The sequence below is a fragment of the Carboxylicivirga sp. M1479 genome (genome assembly GCF_007097485.1).
GTDB lineage: Bacteria > Bacteroidota > Bacteroidia > Bacteroidales > Marinilabiliaceae > Carboxylicivirga.
Genome location: NZ_VKDE01000027.1, coordinates 1 through 17413 on the forward strand (window position 1 = coordinate 1; position 17413 = coordinate 17413).

Sequence of the window (17413 nt, forward strand, 5' to 3'; positions counted from 1 at the left end):
AGATTTTATCTATCTGTTTATTAAAGTTAATGCAGCAGATGGAGCTTTTTGCCTAAGTTAAAAATCACGTTTGACTCCTAATTGGTTTTCTCATATTTAGGTATTCCACAAACTAACGATCTGTTTAAATTTATTTTCATTTGCCAGATGGAACTCCCAAATAAATCCAATCAATGCCTTGTGTGCAAATTAATTAAATTTACATGGTCGTTTCATGTTTTTTATCGTTTATCAAGCTTTATAACTTGTTTCTTACACGTTACTTACGCCTGCATCTTCAAAACTACTCATCTCATTCATAAAAGCCACAGCTGATTGTACAAGCGGGTAGGCAACTGCTGAGCCTGTGCCTTCGCCAAGTCGCATACCTAAATTTAATATGGCATCTGCTTTTAGGTGTTTTAACATCAATTGATGACCTTGTTCGTCAGACTGATGAGCAAATAAACAATAATCGGTTACATGGGGGGCAATGGCGTGGGCAGCAATAAGTGCCGAGGTAGCAATAAAGCCATCGGATAAAATTGTCATTTTTAGTTCGGCAGCTTTTAAAATGGCACCACAAATGGTTGCAATCTCGTAACCACCAAAAGTAGCCAGTATGTCCAGTGGATCTTTAATGGTTTGATGTTTTTCAAGCGCTTGGTTAATAACATTGGCTTTGTGTTCAATACCTTTTGAATCAAGTCCTGTACCTGCACCTGATGCTTCCTGCGCTGTGTACCCGGCATATTTACAAAGTAAAGCGGTTGCTGAGGTGGTGTTGCCGATGCCCATTTCACCAAATCCCACAATGTTACTTCCCTTGGCATGTAGTTCTGTAATAATTTTAGCACCGTTTTTAATCGCCTGCTGACATTCAGCACTGGTCATGGCTGGTTCAATGGCAAAGTTGCGTGTGCCTTTTCTAATTTTATAGTCCAGTAAATTGTTGGATGACTCAAAATCGTAGTTAACACCCGTGTCGGCCACCAAAAGCTCGATGTTATGTTGTCGACAAAAGACATTGATTGCAGCTCCGCCTCCTAAAAAGTTCATGACCATTTGAAAGGTAACCTCTTGTGGAAACGGACTTACCTTTTCTTCCGTTATGCCATGGTCACCTGCACAAACTAAAATGGCTGGTTTTGAAAGACTTGGTGTTAAGGTGTTTTGAATTTGAGAGATTTTAAAAGCTATTTTTTCCAGAGTACCCAAAGATCCCAAAGGTTTGGTTTTTAGGTCGATTTTACGTTTGATTTGCTCATTCAAATCATTGTTAATAGCATTAATTGTAAACTCCTGCATACTTAAATTATTAAAAGATAAATAATTCTTCAGGAGGATAGATGAAAGCCATAGCCTAAAGCTATTCGTTTTCACTTTACCCCGAAGTATAATGTTAAGGCAGGTCTTCTGGCTCACCTCAGCTTTGATTCCTTCCCATTCGCCTGGCAAATAGTGGATTGTAACAAAGCTTAATTAACAGAGGTTTACAGCTACGGGGATAGCTCCGGAATTTATATTGCTATAGCACCGGATTCCCATTTTAAGCATAAGCACCTTAACGCCTGCAAAAGTAGAAATATTACTTGAGTATGTTTAATTGTGGAAATAAAAATTACTTTTGTGTGCAAATAACTCAAAAACAAAGTGCCGGAAATCCAACCCATACGTTTTTAACGGCTTGGGAGAGAATGATCTAATTACATAAAACCAACGTTTGTACAGCCTTGTGCAAAGCATATTGGTTACAATTTATCTTAAGTTATTATAATTTGAGGCATGTTGTTGTAATTTGATTATACAAACAATACTTCTTACGGCTATTCCAAAATAATCATTATTTCATAGTGCCTCGTGATCATTTAATTCGTCACGAAAATGTTAGTTAATAAAATAAACAGAGAAGAATTATACGACCTTTTTCAGGTTGTTAAATTACAATCTCGTAATGCCTTTATTTCAAAGGATAATGAGGTTAAAATAGAACAAATTATCGCCTATTTAGAGATTATTCACTCTGAACTTAGGAGAGTATCAAAGAAACGTCCGCTTGTGTTAATTGATAGTGGAGCGGGTAATTGTTACCTCAGCTATTTAGTTTACTATTTCTATCGTCATATTGAAAATAGGCCAATTCAGATCTTTTGCATTGATAACAATGAACGCTTAATGCAGTTAAACCGTGATTTGGCAAAACGGATGAACTTCGAGGGTATGAGTTTTTATGCGAGTGACATTGAGGATTTTGCAATGGACGGCCCTGTAGATGTAGTTTATTCGCTTCATGCTTGCGACACAGCTACCGACAAAAGCATATATCTTGGTTTGCGTACTAAAGCTAAAGTGATACTGTCAGTATCCTGTTGTCAACACTCCTTAAGTTTAAAGTCACAAAAATTAAAAGCCGTTATTCGTCATAAAGCTTTTCGCGATAAGGCATTGATGATGATTTCTGATTCCTTGCGTGCTTTATTGCTAGAGCAAATGGGTTATAAGGTTGGAATTTTTGATTTTGTGTCGTCCCGATATACAGAGAAGAATACAATGATTAGGGCTAAACGTACAGAGTTTAAGAAGCAGATTGATTTTGAACAAGAGTATCGCCAATTGAGCGACGAATTTGGTATGCAACCCTTTTTGGAGACTTTAATTGCTGAAAAAAAAAACCATTTGAAATAGGGGTAAAGGGGCAGGATGACTGTCCCTTTAGTAGACGGCAATCGCATTTATAAGTTGAATCCCTTTAGGATTCAATAATTGATAATTTTAATTTGCCCCAGATTTTATCTGGGGTTATTTTTATTCAACCACGCTGTGGTTGTTGGTGATAAATCCTGAAAAGATTTAATATTAATAACCCTGCATGGAATGCAGGGGGTATGATATATACCTTTTTTAGAACAACCACAAAGTGGTTGAATTTTAAATCCGATTGACGTGCCTTTAGTACTTTAACTTTGTGTAATATAAATGAGATAATGTATTCTTAAAAATGAGTTTTACATTGTTCCATTATCTTAATACCTAAATTAAACTATGAAAACCACATTTTCTGTATTGCTATTTTTGAGCGTGATGAATGTTATTAATGTACAAGCGGATTGTCATTGGACATTCAAAGCTGATTCGTCCATTTACTCTTCTCCTTTGGTGCTTGATGATGTACTTTTTACAGGTGATTTAGCATCGAACTTTTACGCCATTAATAAGTTCAATGGAGATGTTTTGTGGAAAAGAAAACTGGCTGGCTCAGTACGTTCAAAGCCTACGCATTATCAGCAATTAATTATTGTAAATGATGGCAGTGGAAAAGTACATGCCTTAAATCGTGTAACAGGTAAAATAGTTTGGCAGTATGCTATGGCGCACGAAAAACAAGTTGATATGTGGGATTATTACTTATCATCTCCACTTGTTGATAATGCCTTTGTTTATGTTGGTGGTGGTGATGGGCATGTTTATGCCTTAAATGCAGATACTGGCTTGCTCAAGTGGAAATTTGAAACTAAAGGTGTTGTGCATGCGTCGCCTGTGATAAAAGATGAGCGATTATTGATTGGTAGTTTTGATGGTTGTTTTTATGCTATTAATAAACATACAGGTGAGAAGCTTTGGCAATTTAAAACAGTTGGCGACCAATATTTTCCAATAGGTGGCATACAAAAGGGAGCTTGTGTAGGCGATGGTAAGGTGTTTTTTGGAAGCCGTGATTTTAATATTTATGCCCTGGATATCAATACTGGTCGTGGATGTTGGAATTACAAAGAGCGGGGGAGTTGGGTAATTGCAACTCCAATTGTTTATAATAACCAATTACTGTTTGGTACTTCCGATACTCATCGCTTTTTATCTATGAATGCATCCAATGGTGAGATAAATTGGACTCTTCCGTTGAATATGCGTGTTTATGCTTCGGCGGTGGTGTATGAAAATGATGTGTATTTTGGATGTTTTAATGGTAAGGTTTACAGAGCTAATGCCCATACTGGCGAATCTGAACTTGTTTTTCAAACATCGGCAAGTAAACAGAATTATATGAATCTATTTAGGTCAGAAACTGAGTTCGTGGATGGCATAGAACTTTATGGAAATAATTCAAAGCAAATAGAGCGTCGGATTCTGGACTTGGGTGCAATTTTGTCTACTCCTGTAGTTGAAGATAGAGTGATGTATTTTGGTGATGCCAATGGGTATTTGTATGCTTTACCGCTTAATTAGTCTCTGCAAGAAAACTCCATTTTTTTCGTTATGCTCGTTCTTAAAATGGTCATTTACACTAGTAAACTCACATTTTTCGAACTTCACGAGCCTCAAAAATGAAGCTTTCTTATCAAAGACGGGGTTCTCTTGCAGGTACTAATTAATAATGCCTTACTTAACCATTTGTACCAGTGAGAACCATTGTTTTTGATCGGTGAAGATATTTTTGATGTTTAAGCGAATGCTATCAGCCAGTTCTTCAATCATTGGAATGGTATATTTATGTGAGTTTTCAGTATGAATGGTTTCACCTTTTTGAATCATTATCTGTCCATTCAGGTATGGAGATTTAACAAATAGATCGGATAGGGCTTTCAAGTGCATTTCTATTCTACTTTTTTCATGGTTGAAAAAAGCAAGGTGTTCAAACGCTGGCGGATGAAAGTTTGAATGTAATATATTATTGCACGAGCGTAATATGTTTTTGTTAAAGGCTTCCGTTATGCGCTGACTGTCGTTGTAGGCGCTTTCTAGTGTTTCAGTGTCTTTAACCAAATCTAAGCCAATTATCAGTTGATCGCCTGTATTCATTATATCGGCAATTTGTTGCAGTAGTAATTGGCTTTCGTGCAAGTCAAAATTACCTATGGTACTGCCAAGGAAACAGATAACACGCGGTTGCCCATTGGGCAAAGCTTGCAGTTTAGTAAAATCAGCAACCAGTGGTTCAACTTTTAACTCAGGAAGCACCTTTAGTAATTGTAATTGCGATTGATCAAGTGCTGATTGGCTAAAGTCTATCGGTCGATAAATAATCGTTTCTCTTTGTTTGCTTGGAATGGCAGATAGTATTAACGAAATCTTAGAGCAATCGCCACTACCTAGCTCAACAAGGTCAATATGTGATAGGTGCCCAAATAGTTGTTGTCCGTACTGTTTTAGTATTGATTTCTCAGTTCTTGTCGGATAGTACTCAGGTAATTTGGTAATCCACTCAAACAGCTTTGATCCATTGGTGTCGTAAAAGAATTTACTCGACATCTTCATCTGTTCCATCATAAGCCCCTCAAGTAGTTCGTGCCTTAAAAACTCTTTTTTGCGTTCGGCTCTTGTACTTGGTTTAATTAAGCGGCTAGTCCACTCTTGCTTCCGAATGGTTTTATGACTGGATAATGATGTTGGCATATTTTCTTTTTCCTATTGAAGTATTTTGAGAATACAAATACGGAGAAAAAATATCCAAAGTCAATATGCATAAATTATTCAGCAATAAGTATGTGTTCTTTTTTAGCATTGCTTTTATCTAACACAGAGATGTGCAAGTGTTTGTTTGGTAAGCTTCTTTTTAGTTGCTTTTGTATCATTTTAAATGGCATGGCATCGGTAGAAAAATCATTTAAATAATGATAAACAGCCCTGATGTAAAGCGAGTCGTTGCTGGTATTAACAATGTAATAGTCAACAATAGATCCTCTATTAAAGTGGATGTTATCAATGGCTCTTTCTACAGCATTTTGCACATGTGTTTCTTCATTTTGTTTAATCAATAGGGTATTCTTTCGAGGCGTTATGTGTTGGATGTGTTTACTTGCCTCGTAGTCACTGAACTGTTCGATGTAGGCATTGTATTCTACCATAAAACCATCTTTTGCATCGTAGTTGATGGTTTTTGAATCATCCCTATAAACCTTGTGTACCATGTGTTTTTGTGGGTAGGGTTTTAATACCCTAACCTTTATGGAGTCGCCTAGTTGTAAATCCTGAGCCATGACGTAATCTATTTTGTCAAAATAATAAACGTCTTTATGCTGGTAGAAATATTTAAGCGTGTAAATCTCGTAGCGACCGCCATTAAAGGTGCTTTCTCCATATACCTTTCCTGTTTCGATGCTGTTAAAAACGAGTACATAGTAATACAGGTAGATGCCAACAACATTAAGTATTAAAAGCGATGAGATAATAATGGTTCGTTTGATGAACCACATACGCTCATTGCGTGTGTTTTCGTTATTAGTCATGGGTTTAGGTTTGGAATGTATTTATTTGTGCTGTTGAAAAAGAGGGTGTTTACTTAATTCATTCTCGTCGATTGGCTCTCCGTTGTTGTGGGCAATTAGCAAGCCTTCTTCCATTAGGTATTCGTTATTCACTAGTTGAGCTTTACCAATGCCTTCAGTAAAACCTTCATTCATCATTTGTCCAGCTCTTAGGGGAAACTCAAGTAAGGCGGGGTAGTTCTCTTTGTTATCTGGTTGCTCATAATACTTTTTACAACTCGCTTCCGACATGGATAAATAAATTCGGCAAGCCATAGGGCGAGCGGCATAGGCACTGCACGATCCATCTTTTAACAAAGGACATGGTAATTTACTTTTCTCTAGTTCATTTTGCGAGAGGCGGCCTCGTTTTTGGTAATTATCAAATGCACGCTGTAGTATGGCTTTGCGTTCCTCTTCGCTCATGTTAAGCTTTATAAATTGCCATAAATAATAAAACTCATGTGCTACACCAAAAATAGCTTGATTACAACACCAGTTACAACCTTTTTTGCAATCAATTTTCACATTGTGACGTTGTGCTTCGGCAGAAAGTGCCTCAATTAACCCTTCCATGGCATCTTGTTCCTGACGTGTTACTTGCCATAGTGTTCTGTTGCTTAATTTGTTTTTGATGGCATCTTCGGCTAATCGCAATCCATCGGCAAAAAAAGCTTTATCGGTATCTGAAAGTTCCTGCTTATTCATGGTAAGAAAATGTATGGAGAGTAAAAGTAAGAAAATAATAAAAAGCAAAAAGGGTGATTATTTTTTTATCAAATAACCACCCTTATATTATAGTTGTTGTCGTTTACTTTTTCGGAGCTAGAGGATAAGTGCTAAACATATTCTTAATCAACTTATCAATGGCTTCAGCTTTGTTCTTCTTTTTGTTTTTAATGGCACCCGATGCGCGTCCTTGCCAAATTAGCTGTTTCTTCTCTCTGTCAATTATGTCAATAATAACAGTTCCTTCGGTATGTGTGTCGTAATTAACCTTGCTAACACCCGTGTTAACGCCCCAGCCATATGGGTAATAGGTGCTTCCCCAGTAGAAATTGTCATTACGCTGTAATGATGTTGTTTCTTTTGTTTCTGCTTTAATCATCACTTTAACCAAAAGATCAGGACTTTTATTTTCGCTATAACCTCGCTGTGTCATTTGCTTATTAATAGAAGAGTGAAGTGATTTAAGCGTACTTTCTTTTAATGGTACAGATTTCATGTGCTGCAAAACCATAAAGTTACTGTAGCTATCAAACTTGGCACTAGGGTCAAAGTCAGAGTAGATATCAGTTGATTTGCAGGCTGATAATGAAATGATTAATATGATTAAAAATGATAAGCTTTTAAAATTCATGTGTTTGAGTTTATGGTTTAAATCAAATAATGATGATCAATATGGTTGTTAGTCTCTCCAATTATCGTGTAAAAGTAACATTATTATACAAAAAATGGCAGTACTTAAACAAGCACTGCCAATATATGTTTTGTTGCAATTTTCTAATTCCTACATATTAAAGAATGTTTCAAATACCTTGGTGATGTATGTGTGATCAATTGTTCCGCCAAGCTCTCTAACAGAGTGCATACCTAACATTGGGTTGCCAATATCTACCGTGCGAATATCAATTTTACCAGTTGAAACATTGCCAAGTGTTGATCCACCAACCATATCGGAGCGATTAACGAACTTTTGAACTGGTACATCGGCCTGTTTACAAATCGATGCAAAGATAGCTCCACTTTCCCCATCCGTGGTGTATTTCTGATTGGCATGAATTTTAATAACAGGACCGCCATTCATAACTGGGTGCAGTATTGGGTCATGTTTCTCAGGATGATTCGGGTGCACTGAATGAGCCATGTCGGCCGAAATCATAAATGATTTGTATATGGTTCTCTGGTAGTCTTCTTTTGACTTGCCCAGTTTCTCCATTATGCGTTCAATAATATTACGTAACACAGGAGATCCGGCTCCTTGTTTAGTAACACTACCTACTTCTTCGTTATCAAAAACACACAAAATATTGGTGTTGTTGGTATTGTTGCTGGCAATCAAAGATTTTAAACCAGCATGCACCATGGCTAAGTCATCTAATTTAGGCGATGAAATAAATTCTTGCTGAGGCCCAACTAAGCAACCTTTCTCATATTCATATACGAATAAATCAAAATCTAAAATTTCAGAACTGTCAATTTTTAATTCGGTGGCAATCAGCTTTAGTAGATAATTGTCTTTTTCTAAAGTGTCATTAACAGTAGTCATAAGCGGCAACATATCAACCTGCTTGTTGAGCTCAATTCCGTCGTTTACACTTCTGTTCAAATGGATGGCCACACTTGGGATAATCAATAGAGGTTTTCTAAAATCAACAAGTGTATGCTTTGGTGTTAAGGCATTATCGCCTTTAAGTAAAACTCTACCAGCTAAAGATAAAGGGCGATCTAGCCACGACATTAATATTGGACCACCATAGACTTCAGTATTTAGTTTAAGGTATTTACCATCGACAAGCATCTCTGGCTGAGGCTTAATTTTAAAACCCGGTGAGTCGCTATGTGCACTTACTAGTTTTAGTCCGTTGATATCTGGCTCATCGGTTCCCAACTGAAAGGCGAATAAGGCTGATCCGCTTTTTGTCGTATAATATTTGCCTCCTTTTTCAATATCCCAAGGTTTTGTAATGTCAAGATATTGGTAGCCATTTGATTCAAGTTCGGCAGCAGTGTTTTCAACCACATGAAAAGCGGTTGGACTTTGATGAATAAAATCGATTAATTCTTCTGCCAGCTTTATCTCTTTTGTCATTATTGTATAATTTGTGATTTATCAAAAATGCCAAGATAAGTAAAAAGGCAGGGATAGCATGTGATCAATGATAATGTTGTATAACATGCAAAAAAAAAGCTGTCTCGAGAGAAACAGCCTTTAATAATGTCTTCAAATATAAATCTAAACTATGCTAGTTTTACATTTATTGCGTTTAAACCCTTACGGCCTTCCTGAAGCTCGTAAGTTACTTCATCGTTTTCTTTGATTTCGTCGATAAGACCTGTAACGTGTACAAAATACTCTTTGCTTGTTTCGTCGTCTTTGATGAATCCATAACCTTTAGAGTCATTAAAGAACTTTACTGTACCTTTATTCATTGTAAAAAAATTAATTAAAGACTGATATTAGGAATTATCAGCCCATGTCTAAAATAAATTGTTCGTAACAAATGTAAAAACATTTTTGAAAAATGTTAATCTTTTTTGATGTTTTGCACAATAATTTGGACAAAACCACAAAAACCTGATATTAGTTAGCTTTTTGTGATGATAAATGAAAGTTTTTCTATTGGCTTTCAATCGTTTAATGGTGTTTGTTGAAAACTCTTCTGCATGTTAAAAATGAAATTATTTGTGGAAATAGTATATTCGCTATCAATTCTTTTAAAAACGATACTTAATGATAGTTTGTATTGCCGAGAAACCCAGTGTAGCTAAAGAAATAGCATTAATTGTAGGTGCTAAATCTAAACGTGATGGATATTTTGAGGGCAATAATTACCAAGTGACCTGGACCTTTGGTCATTTGTGCACCCTTAAAGAGCCTCATGAATATCTGCCTGAGTGGAAACGGTGGAGTATGGGATGGTTGCCCATGATACCGTCTCGCTTTGGTATAAAGTTAATTGGCGATGGAGGAATTGAAAAGCAATTTAAAACCATTGAAAAATTAGTTCAAGGAGCCGAGGAGGTAGTGAACTGTGGTGATGCCGGGCAAGAGGGAGAATTGATTCAGCGCTGGGTTCTACATAAGGCTGGTACTAAGTGTCCCGTAAAACGACTTTGGATTTCTTCTCTAACAGAGGAAGCTATTCGTGAGGGTTTTGAAAAATTAAGGGCGGCTGAAGAGTTTAATAATTTGTATGCTGCAGGAAGTTCACGCGCTATTGGTGATTGGTTATTGGGCATTAATGCCACCCGTTTATATACTCTTAAGTACGGGCAGCAAGGACAGGTCTTATCCATTGGTAGAGTACAAACGCCCACCCTGGCATTGATTGTAGAACGTCAAAAGGCCATTGATAACTTTGTGACAGAACCATTTTGGGAATTAAAAACAAAGTATCGCGATGTTGTGTTTGCTGCAACTAAAGGGCGCTTTACAAAAAAAGAAGAGGGAGATGCTTACCTGGAAACGATTAAAACCAGTGAGTTTGTAATCAAGGATTTTTCCAAAAAGAAAGGGAAAGAAGCTCCTCCGCGTTTGTTTGACTTGACTTCCTTACAAGTGGAGTGTAATAAAAAGTTTGGTTTCTCTGCTGAAGAGACACTAAAAACGATACAATCACTTTATGAGAAAAAGTTAACCACCTATCCACGTGTGGATACCACTTTTTTGAGTAACGATATATATCCTAAAGTACCTGGTATTTTAAAGGGGATGAAGGATCATCAGCATCTTACAGAACCTTTGTTAAAGGCGAAGTTGAAGAAGTCAAAAAAAGTATTTGACGATAAGAAAGTGACCGATCACCACGCAATAATTCCAACAGGTGTTTATGCTAATAACATGGGGCGCGATGAGAAATTAGTTTATGAGTTGGTTGCTCGCCGATTTATCGCGGCATTTTATCCCGATGCCACTATTTCTAATACCCAGGTTTTAGGCGATGTAAATGGTGTGGAGTTTAAGGCTACCGGAAAACAGTTGTTAGAGCCTGGTTGGCGTACCGTTTTTATGGACGGTAAGGAGACTGAGAAAAAGCAAGACGATATAATGCCCGAATTTACAGTGGGTGAGAAAGGTGCACATGAACCATTGTTGATTGAAAAAGAAACACAGCCACCTAAACCATATACTGAAGCGACGCTTTTAAGGGCGATGGAGACAGCAGGCAAACACGTTGACGATGAGGAGTTGCGTGATGCCATGAAAGAAAATGGAATCGGTCGTCCGTCTACCCGAGCAGCTATTATTGAAACCATTACCCGGCGCAAGTACATTGCCAAGGTTCGGAAAAATTTGCACCCTACCGTTACAGGTATGCAGCTAATAGATACCATTACCAACGAGTTACTTAAGTCGGCTGAGCTAACTGGTATTTGGGAAAAGAAGTTGCGCGAAATAGAGAAAGGACAATATGATGCTGGAGAATTCATGGATGAATTGAAGCAGATGGTATCGGATATTGTTTTTCATGTGAAGCACGACCGAAGTGATAAAAAGATTGAAATAGTTTCAGAGGAAGAAAAGCTAAGCAAACCAGCGAAAAAAGAAAAACCAGTTAAAAAGGTAGAGTTGTTATGTCCGCAATGTAAAAAGGGAAGCATGTTAAAGGGTAAAACGGCTTGGGGATGTTCGGCCTATAAAGATGGATGCAAAACACTGCTGCCTTTTGATTTTCTGAATAAAAAGCTGAGTGATAAACAGATTGAGCAGCTGATATTAAAAGGTAAAACAAGCAAGATAAAAGGTTTTGTTGATGGAGGAGAAAAGGTAGATGGCGTCATTCTATTGGATGGGACTTCGAAAATGGTATTTGAAAAAGTGGAAGCTGAAGCATGGCACTGCCCTGTTTGTAAGGTGGGAACAGTTGTTAAAGGCAAAACAGCATATGGTTGTAATAATTTTAAAAATGGTTGTCGCTTAAGGTTGCCTTTTGAGTTTATGGGTAAAAAATTAACTGAGAAGCAGATTGAAGCTTTGGTTTTTAAGCAAAAAACGCCTCAGATAAAGGGTTTGAAGAATCCTGAAACACAGGAGCTAATAAATGGGCGCATCATTTTGGATGCCAACGGTGGATTGAGTGTTGAGTAATCTACAATAACCTAAAATAACACTCGGCTTTTGCAAAGGGGAGCAATGAGTGAATTAAAATACAGATGTGCTATTAATTGCGGTGTTACCATTGTTTGGTGTCACCGCTTTTTTTGTACTTTTGGGCTTTTATAAGAAATGTCAGATTTAGTTTGGTGTTACAACTTGATATTTACTTGTTAAACAGACTAGTTATGAGAATGAAACATTATACAATTGTCTTTTTAAGCTCTTTTTTGCTTTTGATGTTGGTTCATATAAACCTGCATGCACAAAGTAGTATTCCCGAAGGAACAGAAAAGATAATTATTGAAGGTAAGGAGTATTATTTGCACAAAGTAAGGAAGAGTGAAGGACTTTTCAGAATCAGTGTATCGTATGGTGTTTCGCAAAAAGAAATATTGGAAGTAAACCCTGAAGCTGCCAGTGGTTTGTTGTTGGGACAGATAATTAAAGTGCCAGTAATAAAAGGCCGTAACAGCACCGAGGAACAGCTTAATAAAGAAAAATATATTTATCACACCGTAGAAACTGGACAAACGGCTTTTTATATAGCTAAGCGTTACCATGTAGACCTGCAGGATGTTTATGACAACAATCCAGGGAGTGAAGAGAAATTGTTGCTTGGTGCAATTATTAAAGTGCCTAAAAAAGAAGTTCGACCAACAGATTATAAAATTAGTGATGATGGGTATTATGTGCATAAGGTTGAACCGAAGGAAACAGTGTTTGGAATTGCTAAGCGCTACCGAATCGAAATAAGCGATATATTAGAATCTAATGAAGGCTTGGAATCAGGGATTTTGGCTACGGGTTCATATATCCGTATTCCTGTTGAAGTAATAAACAACCGAGAAAAGCGAGCAAAAGAAGAGTTAGATGGAACGGAAGATGCACTTTATATTTATCACAAAATAAAAGAAGGAGAGACTTTATTTAGCATTGCTGAAGCATTTAATGCTAAGCCAGTTGAAGTTCAGGATGCCAATAGTTCTGTTAATGCCAATGATCTTGAAGTAGGTTACCTTGTTCGTATTCCTAAATCGAGTATTAAAAAACCAAAGCAAAAAGATTTATTTGAAACAGCCGAACTGAAAAATCATAAGATTAAGCGCCGCGAACAGTTGGTAGATGTTGCTGATAAGTATGATGTGCCAGCCGATATTATTGAAAAGGCAAATGCTGCGGCCAATATTGATTTACGAAAATGGGAAAAGGGCATGATTATTAAAGTGCCAAACAAGCGTTGGGTTGAAGAGTATTATGAATCTAAATTAGATGTTGATTTGGGTGATGTAGCAGTTGATCCGAAAACCCTTATTCCTTTTGAAAAGATAGAGTGCGATGTGTATGATTATAGCCTGACAAAACCATCGATTAAAGTTGCCCTCTTGTTACCATTTAATGTGGAGGCTACAAAGGCTTTAAACTATAAAAAGGAGTTGGTCGATGGTCAGGAGATTGAAATTGCTAATGCCAAGCGACGTTTATCCATGCGTTCAAAGGTGTTTGTGGAGTTTTATCAAGGTGCCTTATTAGCATTGGAAGAGCTGAAGAAAGAAGGTGTTAATGTTGATTTGTTTGTATATGATACGGCACCCGATAGTCTTAAGGTGAAAGAAATTTTGAGGAAGCCTGAAATGGAATATGCCGATTTAATCATCGGGCCAGCTTATTCGTCTAATCTGAAAATAGTGTCGGAGTTCTCAAAGCAATTTGATATACCTATGGTTTATCCATTATCAACCATCAATAATCAAATGGATAAAAACCCATTATTATTTCAGGCGAACCCAACGGATTCGTTGATGTTTGACGTAATGGTGAAACGGGTAATTGAAAGTTCGAAAGGGAATCGCTTAGTCATGATTCGAACCGAAAATAAAGATAATAAATTTGAGCAGCGCCTGAGTCAGATGATACGTGATAAAGTGTATTGGGAGAGCTTTAAGAATGGTGAAGTGCCTGATTTTGTTGAGTATTACTTTAAGCAAGACGACCTGGCTAGTCTGGAGCGTATGTTCGATAGAAATAAGGAAAATACAGTTGTAATTCCATCGATGGAAGAATCGCAGGTAAGTCGTATTGTTACTACTGTAAAAGGTGCCAAGCTTAAAGCCAAGGCTAATGTAACTTTATGGGGATTTCCTGATTGGACACGCTTTAATACCATTAATCCAGAAACAGTTCACATCCTTAATGGACGTATATTTAGTTATTATGCCGTTAATTATAGTAATGAAATTAATGATGAGCGGATAAGAGCCTATCGCCAATGGTTCAAAACTGAACCTATCGCCATTTCGCCTTTATTTCAGGCAGCATCTATACAGGCCAATATGAGTCGTTACAGTTTATGGGGACACGATATTACCTATTTCTTTATTACGGCTCTAAGGGATTATGGAACAGATTTTCCACACTGTATTCATCACCACCGACCACACACCATTCAGTCCGAGTTAAAGTTTTCGCGTGTGTCAAATTGGGGTGGATTTTATAATCACGGCTTTTTTGTATTGAAGTTTAGTCCTGATTTTGAATTTGAAATAGAAGAAGTACAGTAGTAGTTTATAACAACATTTGTAGTAAGCTGATGGCTCAAGCTATCAGCTTTTTTATGCTATCTTTGCACAAATTTTAATGCATGGTTTCAATTAATCAGTTAACAGTAGATTTCGGTGGCTTTAAGCTTTTCGAAGAGATTTCTTTTTTGATCAACAATAAAGATCGAATTGGATTGATTGGTAAAAATGGAGCTGGAAAATCTACTCTTTTAAAAATAATCGCTGGTTATCAAGAGCCAACCAGTGGAATGGTTACCATGCCCAAGGGTGTTAAGGTGGGGTATTTGCCTCAGCACATGAAATATAACGATACCCGCAGTGTTGTTGAAGAAGTAGAGTTGGCATTTTCAGAGCTGAAAGGTCTTGAGCAACAAATAGCTGATATTAATGTTGAAATTGCCGAACGTAGCGACTACGAGTCGGAATCGTATATGGCTTTGCTCGATAAGCTGAATGAAAAGAACGATCGTTTTAATTTGTTGGGAGGCGCTAACCACGAGGCTTTAATTGAAACCACCTTAAAAGGGTTGGGTTTCGAAAGAAGTGACTTTACGCGCAATACAGGCGAGTTTAGTGGAGGATGGCGCATGCGTATTGAGTTGGCTAAGATATTGCTGGAGCAGCCCGATATATTTCTACTGGATGAGCCAACTAATCACTTAGATATTGATTCGATTCAATGGTTGGAGGATTTTTTAAAGACCTACAGCGGTGCCGTGGTATTAATTTCTCACGATAAAGCGTTTTTAGATAATATAACCAAGCGTAGTGTTGAGATATCCTTAGGAAGGATATATGATTATAAAGCCAGCTATTCGAAGTTTATTGAGCTGCGTCAGGAGCGAAGGGAACAGCAATTAAATGCTTTTACCAACCAAAAGAAAAAGATAGAAGATACCGAGAAGTTCATCGAACGCTTTCGTTATAAAGCCACCAAATCGGTTCAGGTTCAATCGCGCATAAAGCAATTGGAGAAGCTGGATCGTATTGAAGTTGACGAGTTTGATAATTCGGCCTTGAATATAAAATTCCCCCCAGCACCAAGGTCGGGAACCGTTGTTGTTAAGGGCGATGGAGTAAGCAAAGCCTATGGCGATTTACTGGTGCTTGATGAGGTGGATATTACCATTGAACGAGGAGAGAAGATAGCTTTTGTTGGGCGTAATGGTGAAGGAAAAACCACCATGGCTCGTATTATTATGAGTGAGCTGGTGCATCAGGGTAAACTCGATTTAGGGCATAATGTGAAGATTGGCTATTTTGCCCAGGATCAGGCTGAACGATTGGATGAGAGTCATACTGTTTTTGAGACCATTGACTTGGTTGCTGTTGGCGATATTCGCACCAAAGTAAGGGATTTGCTAGGAGCATTTATGTTTTCGGGCGAGGAAGTGGATAAAAAGGTGTCGGTTTTATCTGGAGGTGAGCGTACGCGCTTGGCCATGGTTAAGTTGTTGCTCGAACCTGTTAATTTATTAATACTGGATGAGCCAACGAACCATTTGGATATGCGCTCTAAAGACATCTTAAAACAGGCATTGCGCGATTTTGACGGTACTGTCATATTGGTTTCTCACGATCGTGAATTTCTCGATGGTTTGGTGGATAAGGTGTATGAGTTTAGACATCGTAAAATAAAAGAGCATTTGGGAGGTATCTATAGTTTTCTAGAAAAGAAAAAGATGGATAGCCTTAACGAGCTTAATGCTAATATTGCTGCGAAAAAGAACGAATCAGTAAAGAAAGAAGATTCAAGCGCCAAGCTATCTTACGCAGAACGAAAAGAGCTTAGTAAAAAAGTAAAAAAGGCAGAACGCGAAGTTGAGAGTTGTGAAAAGAATATTGCCTCGCTGGAGCAAACCATAGAAGACTTGAATGAAAAAATAAGCTTACCCGAAAACGCTTCCGACGGAAGTTTATTCGCGCAATATAAGGAAACAGAAAACGCACTAGAGAAAGAGATGGAGTTGTGGGAGAGTGCACAGGAAACCTTAGAAGAATTACAGCAACAAAAAACGGATTTAGACTAAATAGTATGGCAAAGGAAGAAAACGATCAAAAGGCGCAAAAGGACCAACAAATGGTATTCGGTATTCGTGCCGTTCAAGAGGCAATTAATGCGGGTAAAGAAATTGAAAAAGTAATGATTAAGAAAGGCCTGCAAGGACCGCTTTTTCAGAACTTCTTAGATTTGGTTCGTGAGCATAATGTTCCGTTTCAATTTGTGCCGATAGAAAAGTTAAACCGGGTAACACGTCAGAACCACCAAGGCGTTATTGCCATGATTTCACCGGTAACTTATCAGGATGCTGAGCAATTGATTCCTACACTATTTGAAGATGGGAAAGAACCGTTTATATTGGTATTAGATCATATTACCGATGTGCGTAACTTTGGTGCCATTGCTCGTACAGCTGAATGTGCCGGCGTTGATGCGATTATTATTCCTGATACAGGAGCCGCCGCTGTTACCTCTGATGCCATGAAAACATCGGCAGGAGCTCTGCATACCATTCCTGTTTGTAGGGTGCGTAGTCTAATATCTACCATTGAATTTTTACAAATGAGTGGAATTAAAATAGTAGCTGCAACAGAAAAGGGAGCTGTTGATTATGATAAGGCTAATTATCGTGGTCCAATTGCTTTGGTAATGGGGGCTGAGGATAAGGGTGTTAATCCTAAAATATTAGCTGCTGCCGAAATAAAAAGCAAGATTCCAATTATGGGAGAGATCGAATCGTTAAATGTATCTGTTGCTGCAGGCATTTTAATGTATGAGATTGTAAAAGTTCGAATGAATTAGAAGTTCACTT

The 17413-nt window shown here is 37.6% G+C and carries 13 protein-coding genes and 1 riboswitch; of the genes, 6 read left to right on the plus strand and 7 right to left on the minus strand.

Annotated elements, in window-relative coordinates:
* Positions 1-252: 252 nt before the first annotated feature.
* Positions 253-1287: a nicotinate-nucleotide--dimethylbenzimidazole phosphoribosyltransferase gene (gene cobT, locus FNN09_RS15500; RefSeq protein WP_143303286.1), complete on the minus strand. Its 1035-nt coding sequence runs from the start codon at positions 1285-1287 to the stop codon at positions 253-255.
* Positions 1288-1367: 80 nt separating this feature from the next.
* A riboswitch (cobalamin riboswitch) is annotated at positions 1368-1561 on the minus strand.
* Between the two features lie 302 nt (positions 1562-1863).
* Between cobT and FNN09_RS15505 the strand changes: the two genes are divergently transcribed.
* Positions 1864-2664 carry an SAM-dependent methyltransferase gene (locus FNN09_RS15505; RefSeq protein ID WP_143303287.1) on the plus strand — a complete coding sequence of 267 codons (801 nt, stop codon included), beginning with the start codon at positions 1864-1866 and terminating at the stop codon, positions 2662-2664.
* Positions 2665-3021: 357 nt separating this feature from the next.
* A complete protein-coding gene (locus tag FNN09_RS15510; RefSeq protein ID WP_143303288.1) occupies positions 3022-4203 on the plus strand; it encodes a PQQ-binding-like beta-propeller repeat protein in 1182 nt (393 codons plus the stop codon).
* Between the two features lie 153 nt (positions 4204-4356).
* Here FNN09_RS15510 and egtD read toward each other — a convergent pair whose 3' ends face one another.
* The 6 genes from egtD to FNN09_RS15540 form a co-directional block, all read right to left on the minus strand.
* Positions 4357-5370 carry an L-histidine N(alpha)-methyltransferase gene (gene egtD, locus FNN09_RS15515; protein WP_143303289.1) on the minus strand — a complete coding sequence of 338 codons (1014 nt, stop codon included), beginning with the start codon at positions 5368-5370 and terminating at the stop codon, positions 4357-4359.
* Between the two features lie 74 nt (positions 5371-5444).
* On the minus strand, positions 5445-6203 hold the full coding sequence (locus FNN09_RS15520) for a hypothetical protein (RefSeq protein ID WP_143303290.1): 759 nt from the start codon (positions 6201-6203) through the stop codon (positions 5445-5447).
* Positions 6204-6224: 21 nt separating this feature from the next.
* On the minus strand, positions 6225-6929 hold the full coding sequence (locus FNN09_RS15525; protein WP_143303291.1) for a YkgJ family cysteine cluster protein: 705 nt from the start codon (positions 6927-6929) through the stop codon (positions 6225-6227).
* A gap of 103 nt (positions 6930-7032) precedes the next feature.
* The gene (locus tag FNN09_RS15530; protein ID WP_143303292.1) at positions 7033-7581 is read right to left on the minus strand and encodes a DUF4136 domain-containing protein; all 549 of its coding nucleotides are present in this window, start codon (positions 7579-7581) and stop codon (positions 7033-7035) included.
* Positions 7582-7731: 150 nt separating this feature from the next.
* On the minus strand, positions 7732-9033 hold the full coding sequence (locus FNN09_RS15535) for a M18 family aminopeptidase (RefSeq protein WP_143303293.1): 1302 nt from the start codon (positions 9031-9033) through the stop codon (positions 7732-7734).
* A gap of 149 nt (positions 9034-9182) precedes the next feature.
* Positions 9183-9374, minus strand: a complete 192-nt coding sequence (locus FNN09_RS15540) for a cold-shock protein (RefSeq protein ID WP_143303294.1) — start codon at positions 9372-9374, stop codon at positions 9183-9185.
* Between the two features lie 301 nt (positions 9375-9675).
* Between FNN09_RS15540 and FNN09_RS15545 the strand changes: the two genes are divergently transcribed.
* The 4 genes from FNN09_RS15545 to rlmB all read left to right on the plus strand — a co-directional run bounded on the left by FNN09_RS15545 (position 9676) and on the right by rlmB (position 17403).
* Positions 9676-12033 (plus strand): type IA DNA topoisomerase, encoded by a 2358-nt coding sequence (locus tag FNN09_RS15545; RefSeq protein WP_143303295.1) that lies wholly within the window; start codon positions 9676-9678, stop codon positions 12031-12033.
* A 194-nt stretch (positions 12034-12227) separates the two neighbouring features.
* Positions 12228-14600 (plus strand): LysM peptidoglycan-binding domain-containing protein, encoded by a 2373-nt coding sequence (locus tag FNN09_RS15550; RefSeq protein WP_143303296.1) that lies wholly within the window; start codon positions 12228-12230, stop codon positions 14598-14600.
* A gap of 80 nt (positions 14601-14680) precedes the next feature.
* Complete coding sequence (locus tag FNN09_RS15555) at positions 14681-16630, plus strand: ABC-F family ATP-binding cassette domain-containing protein (protein WP_143303297.1); 1950 nt, start codon at positions 14681-14683, stop codon at positions 16628-16630.
* Between the two features lie 5 nt (positions 16631-16635).
* Complete coding sequence (gene rlmB, locus FNN09_RS15560) at positions 16636-17403, plus strand: 23S rRNA (guanosine(2251)-2'-O)-methyltransferase RlmB (protein WP_143303298.1); 768 nt, start codon at positions 16636-16638, stop codon at positions 17401-17403.
* The last annotated feature ends 10 nt before the right edge of the window (positions 17404-17413 follow it).

What these genes read in the sequence shown, in the direction of transcription:
- FNN09_RS15530 (WP_143303292.1), bottom strand. Translation starts at nt 7,581, where the DNA reads ATGAATTTTAAAAGCTTATCATTTTTAATCATATTAATCATTTCATTA.
- FNN09_RS15550 (WP_143303296.1), top strand. Translation starts at nt 12,228, where the DNA reads ATGAGAATGAAACATTATACAATTGTCTTTTTAAGCTCTTTTTTGCTT.
- FNN09_RS15505 (WP_143303287.1), top strand. Translation starts at nt 1,864, where the DNA reads ATGTTAGTTAATAAAATAAACAGAGAAGAATTATACGACCTTTTTCAG.
- cobT (WP_143303286.1), bottom strand. Translation starts at nt 1,287, where the DNA reads ATGCAGGAGTTTACAATTAATGCTATTAACAATGATTTGAATGAGCAA.
- FNN09_RS15525 (WP_143303291.1), bottom strand. Translation starts at nt 6,929, where the DNA reads ATGAATAAGCAGGAACTTTCAGATACCGATAAAGCTTTTTTTGCCGAT.
- FNN09_RS15555 (WP_143303297.1), top strand. Translation starts at nt 14,681, where the DNA reads ATGGTTTCAATTAATCAGTTAACAGTAGATTTCGGTGGCTTTAAGCTT.
- egtD (WP_143303289.1), bottom strand. Translation starts at nt 5,370, where the DNA reads ATGCCAACATCATTATCCAGTCATAAAACCATTCGGAAGCAAGAGTGG.
- FNN09_RS15545 (WP_143303295.1), top strand. Translation starts at nt 9,676, where the DNA reads ATGATAGTTTGTATTGCCGAGAAACCCAGTGTAGCTAAAGAAATAGCA.
- FNN09_RS15510 (WP_143303288.1), top strand. Translation starts at nt 3,022, where the DNA reads ATGAAAACCACATTTTCTGTATTGCTATTTTTGAGCGTGATGAATGTT.
- FNN09_RS15535 (WP_143303293.1), bottom strand. Translation starts at nt 9,033, where the DNA reads ATGACAAAAGAGATAAAGCTGGCAGAAGAATTAATCGATTTTATTCAT.
- FNN09_RS15520 (WP_143303290.1), bottom strand. Translation starts at nt 6,203, where the DNA reads ATGACTAATAACGAAAACACACGCAATGAGCGTATGTGGTTCATCAAA.
- rlmB (WP_143303298.1), top strand. Translation starts at nt 16,636, where the DNA reads ATGGCAAAGGAAGAAAACGATCAAAAGGCGCAAAAGGACCAACAAATG.
- FNN09_RS15540 (WP_143303294.1), bottom strand. Translation starts at nt 9,374, where the DNA reads ATGAATAAAGGTACAGTAAAGTTCTTTAATGACTCTAAAGGTTATGGA.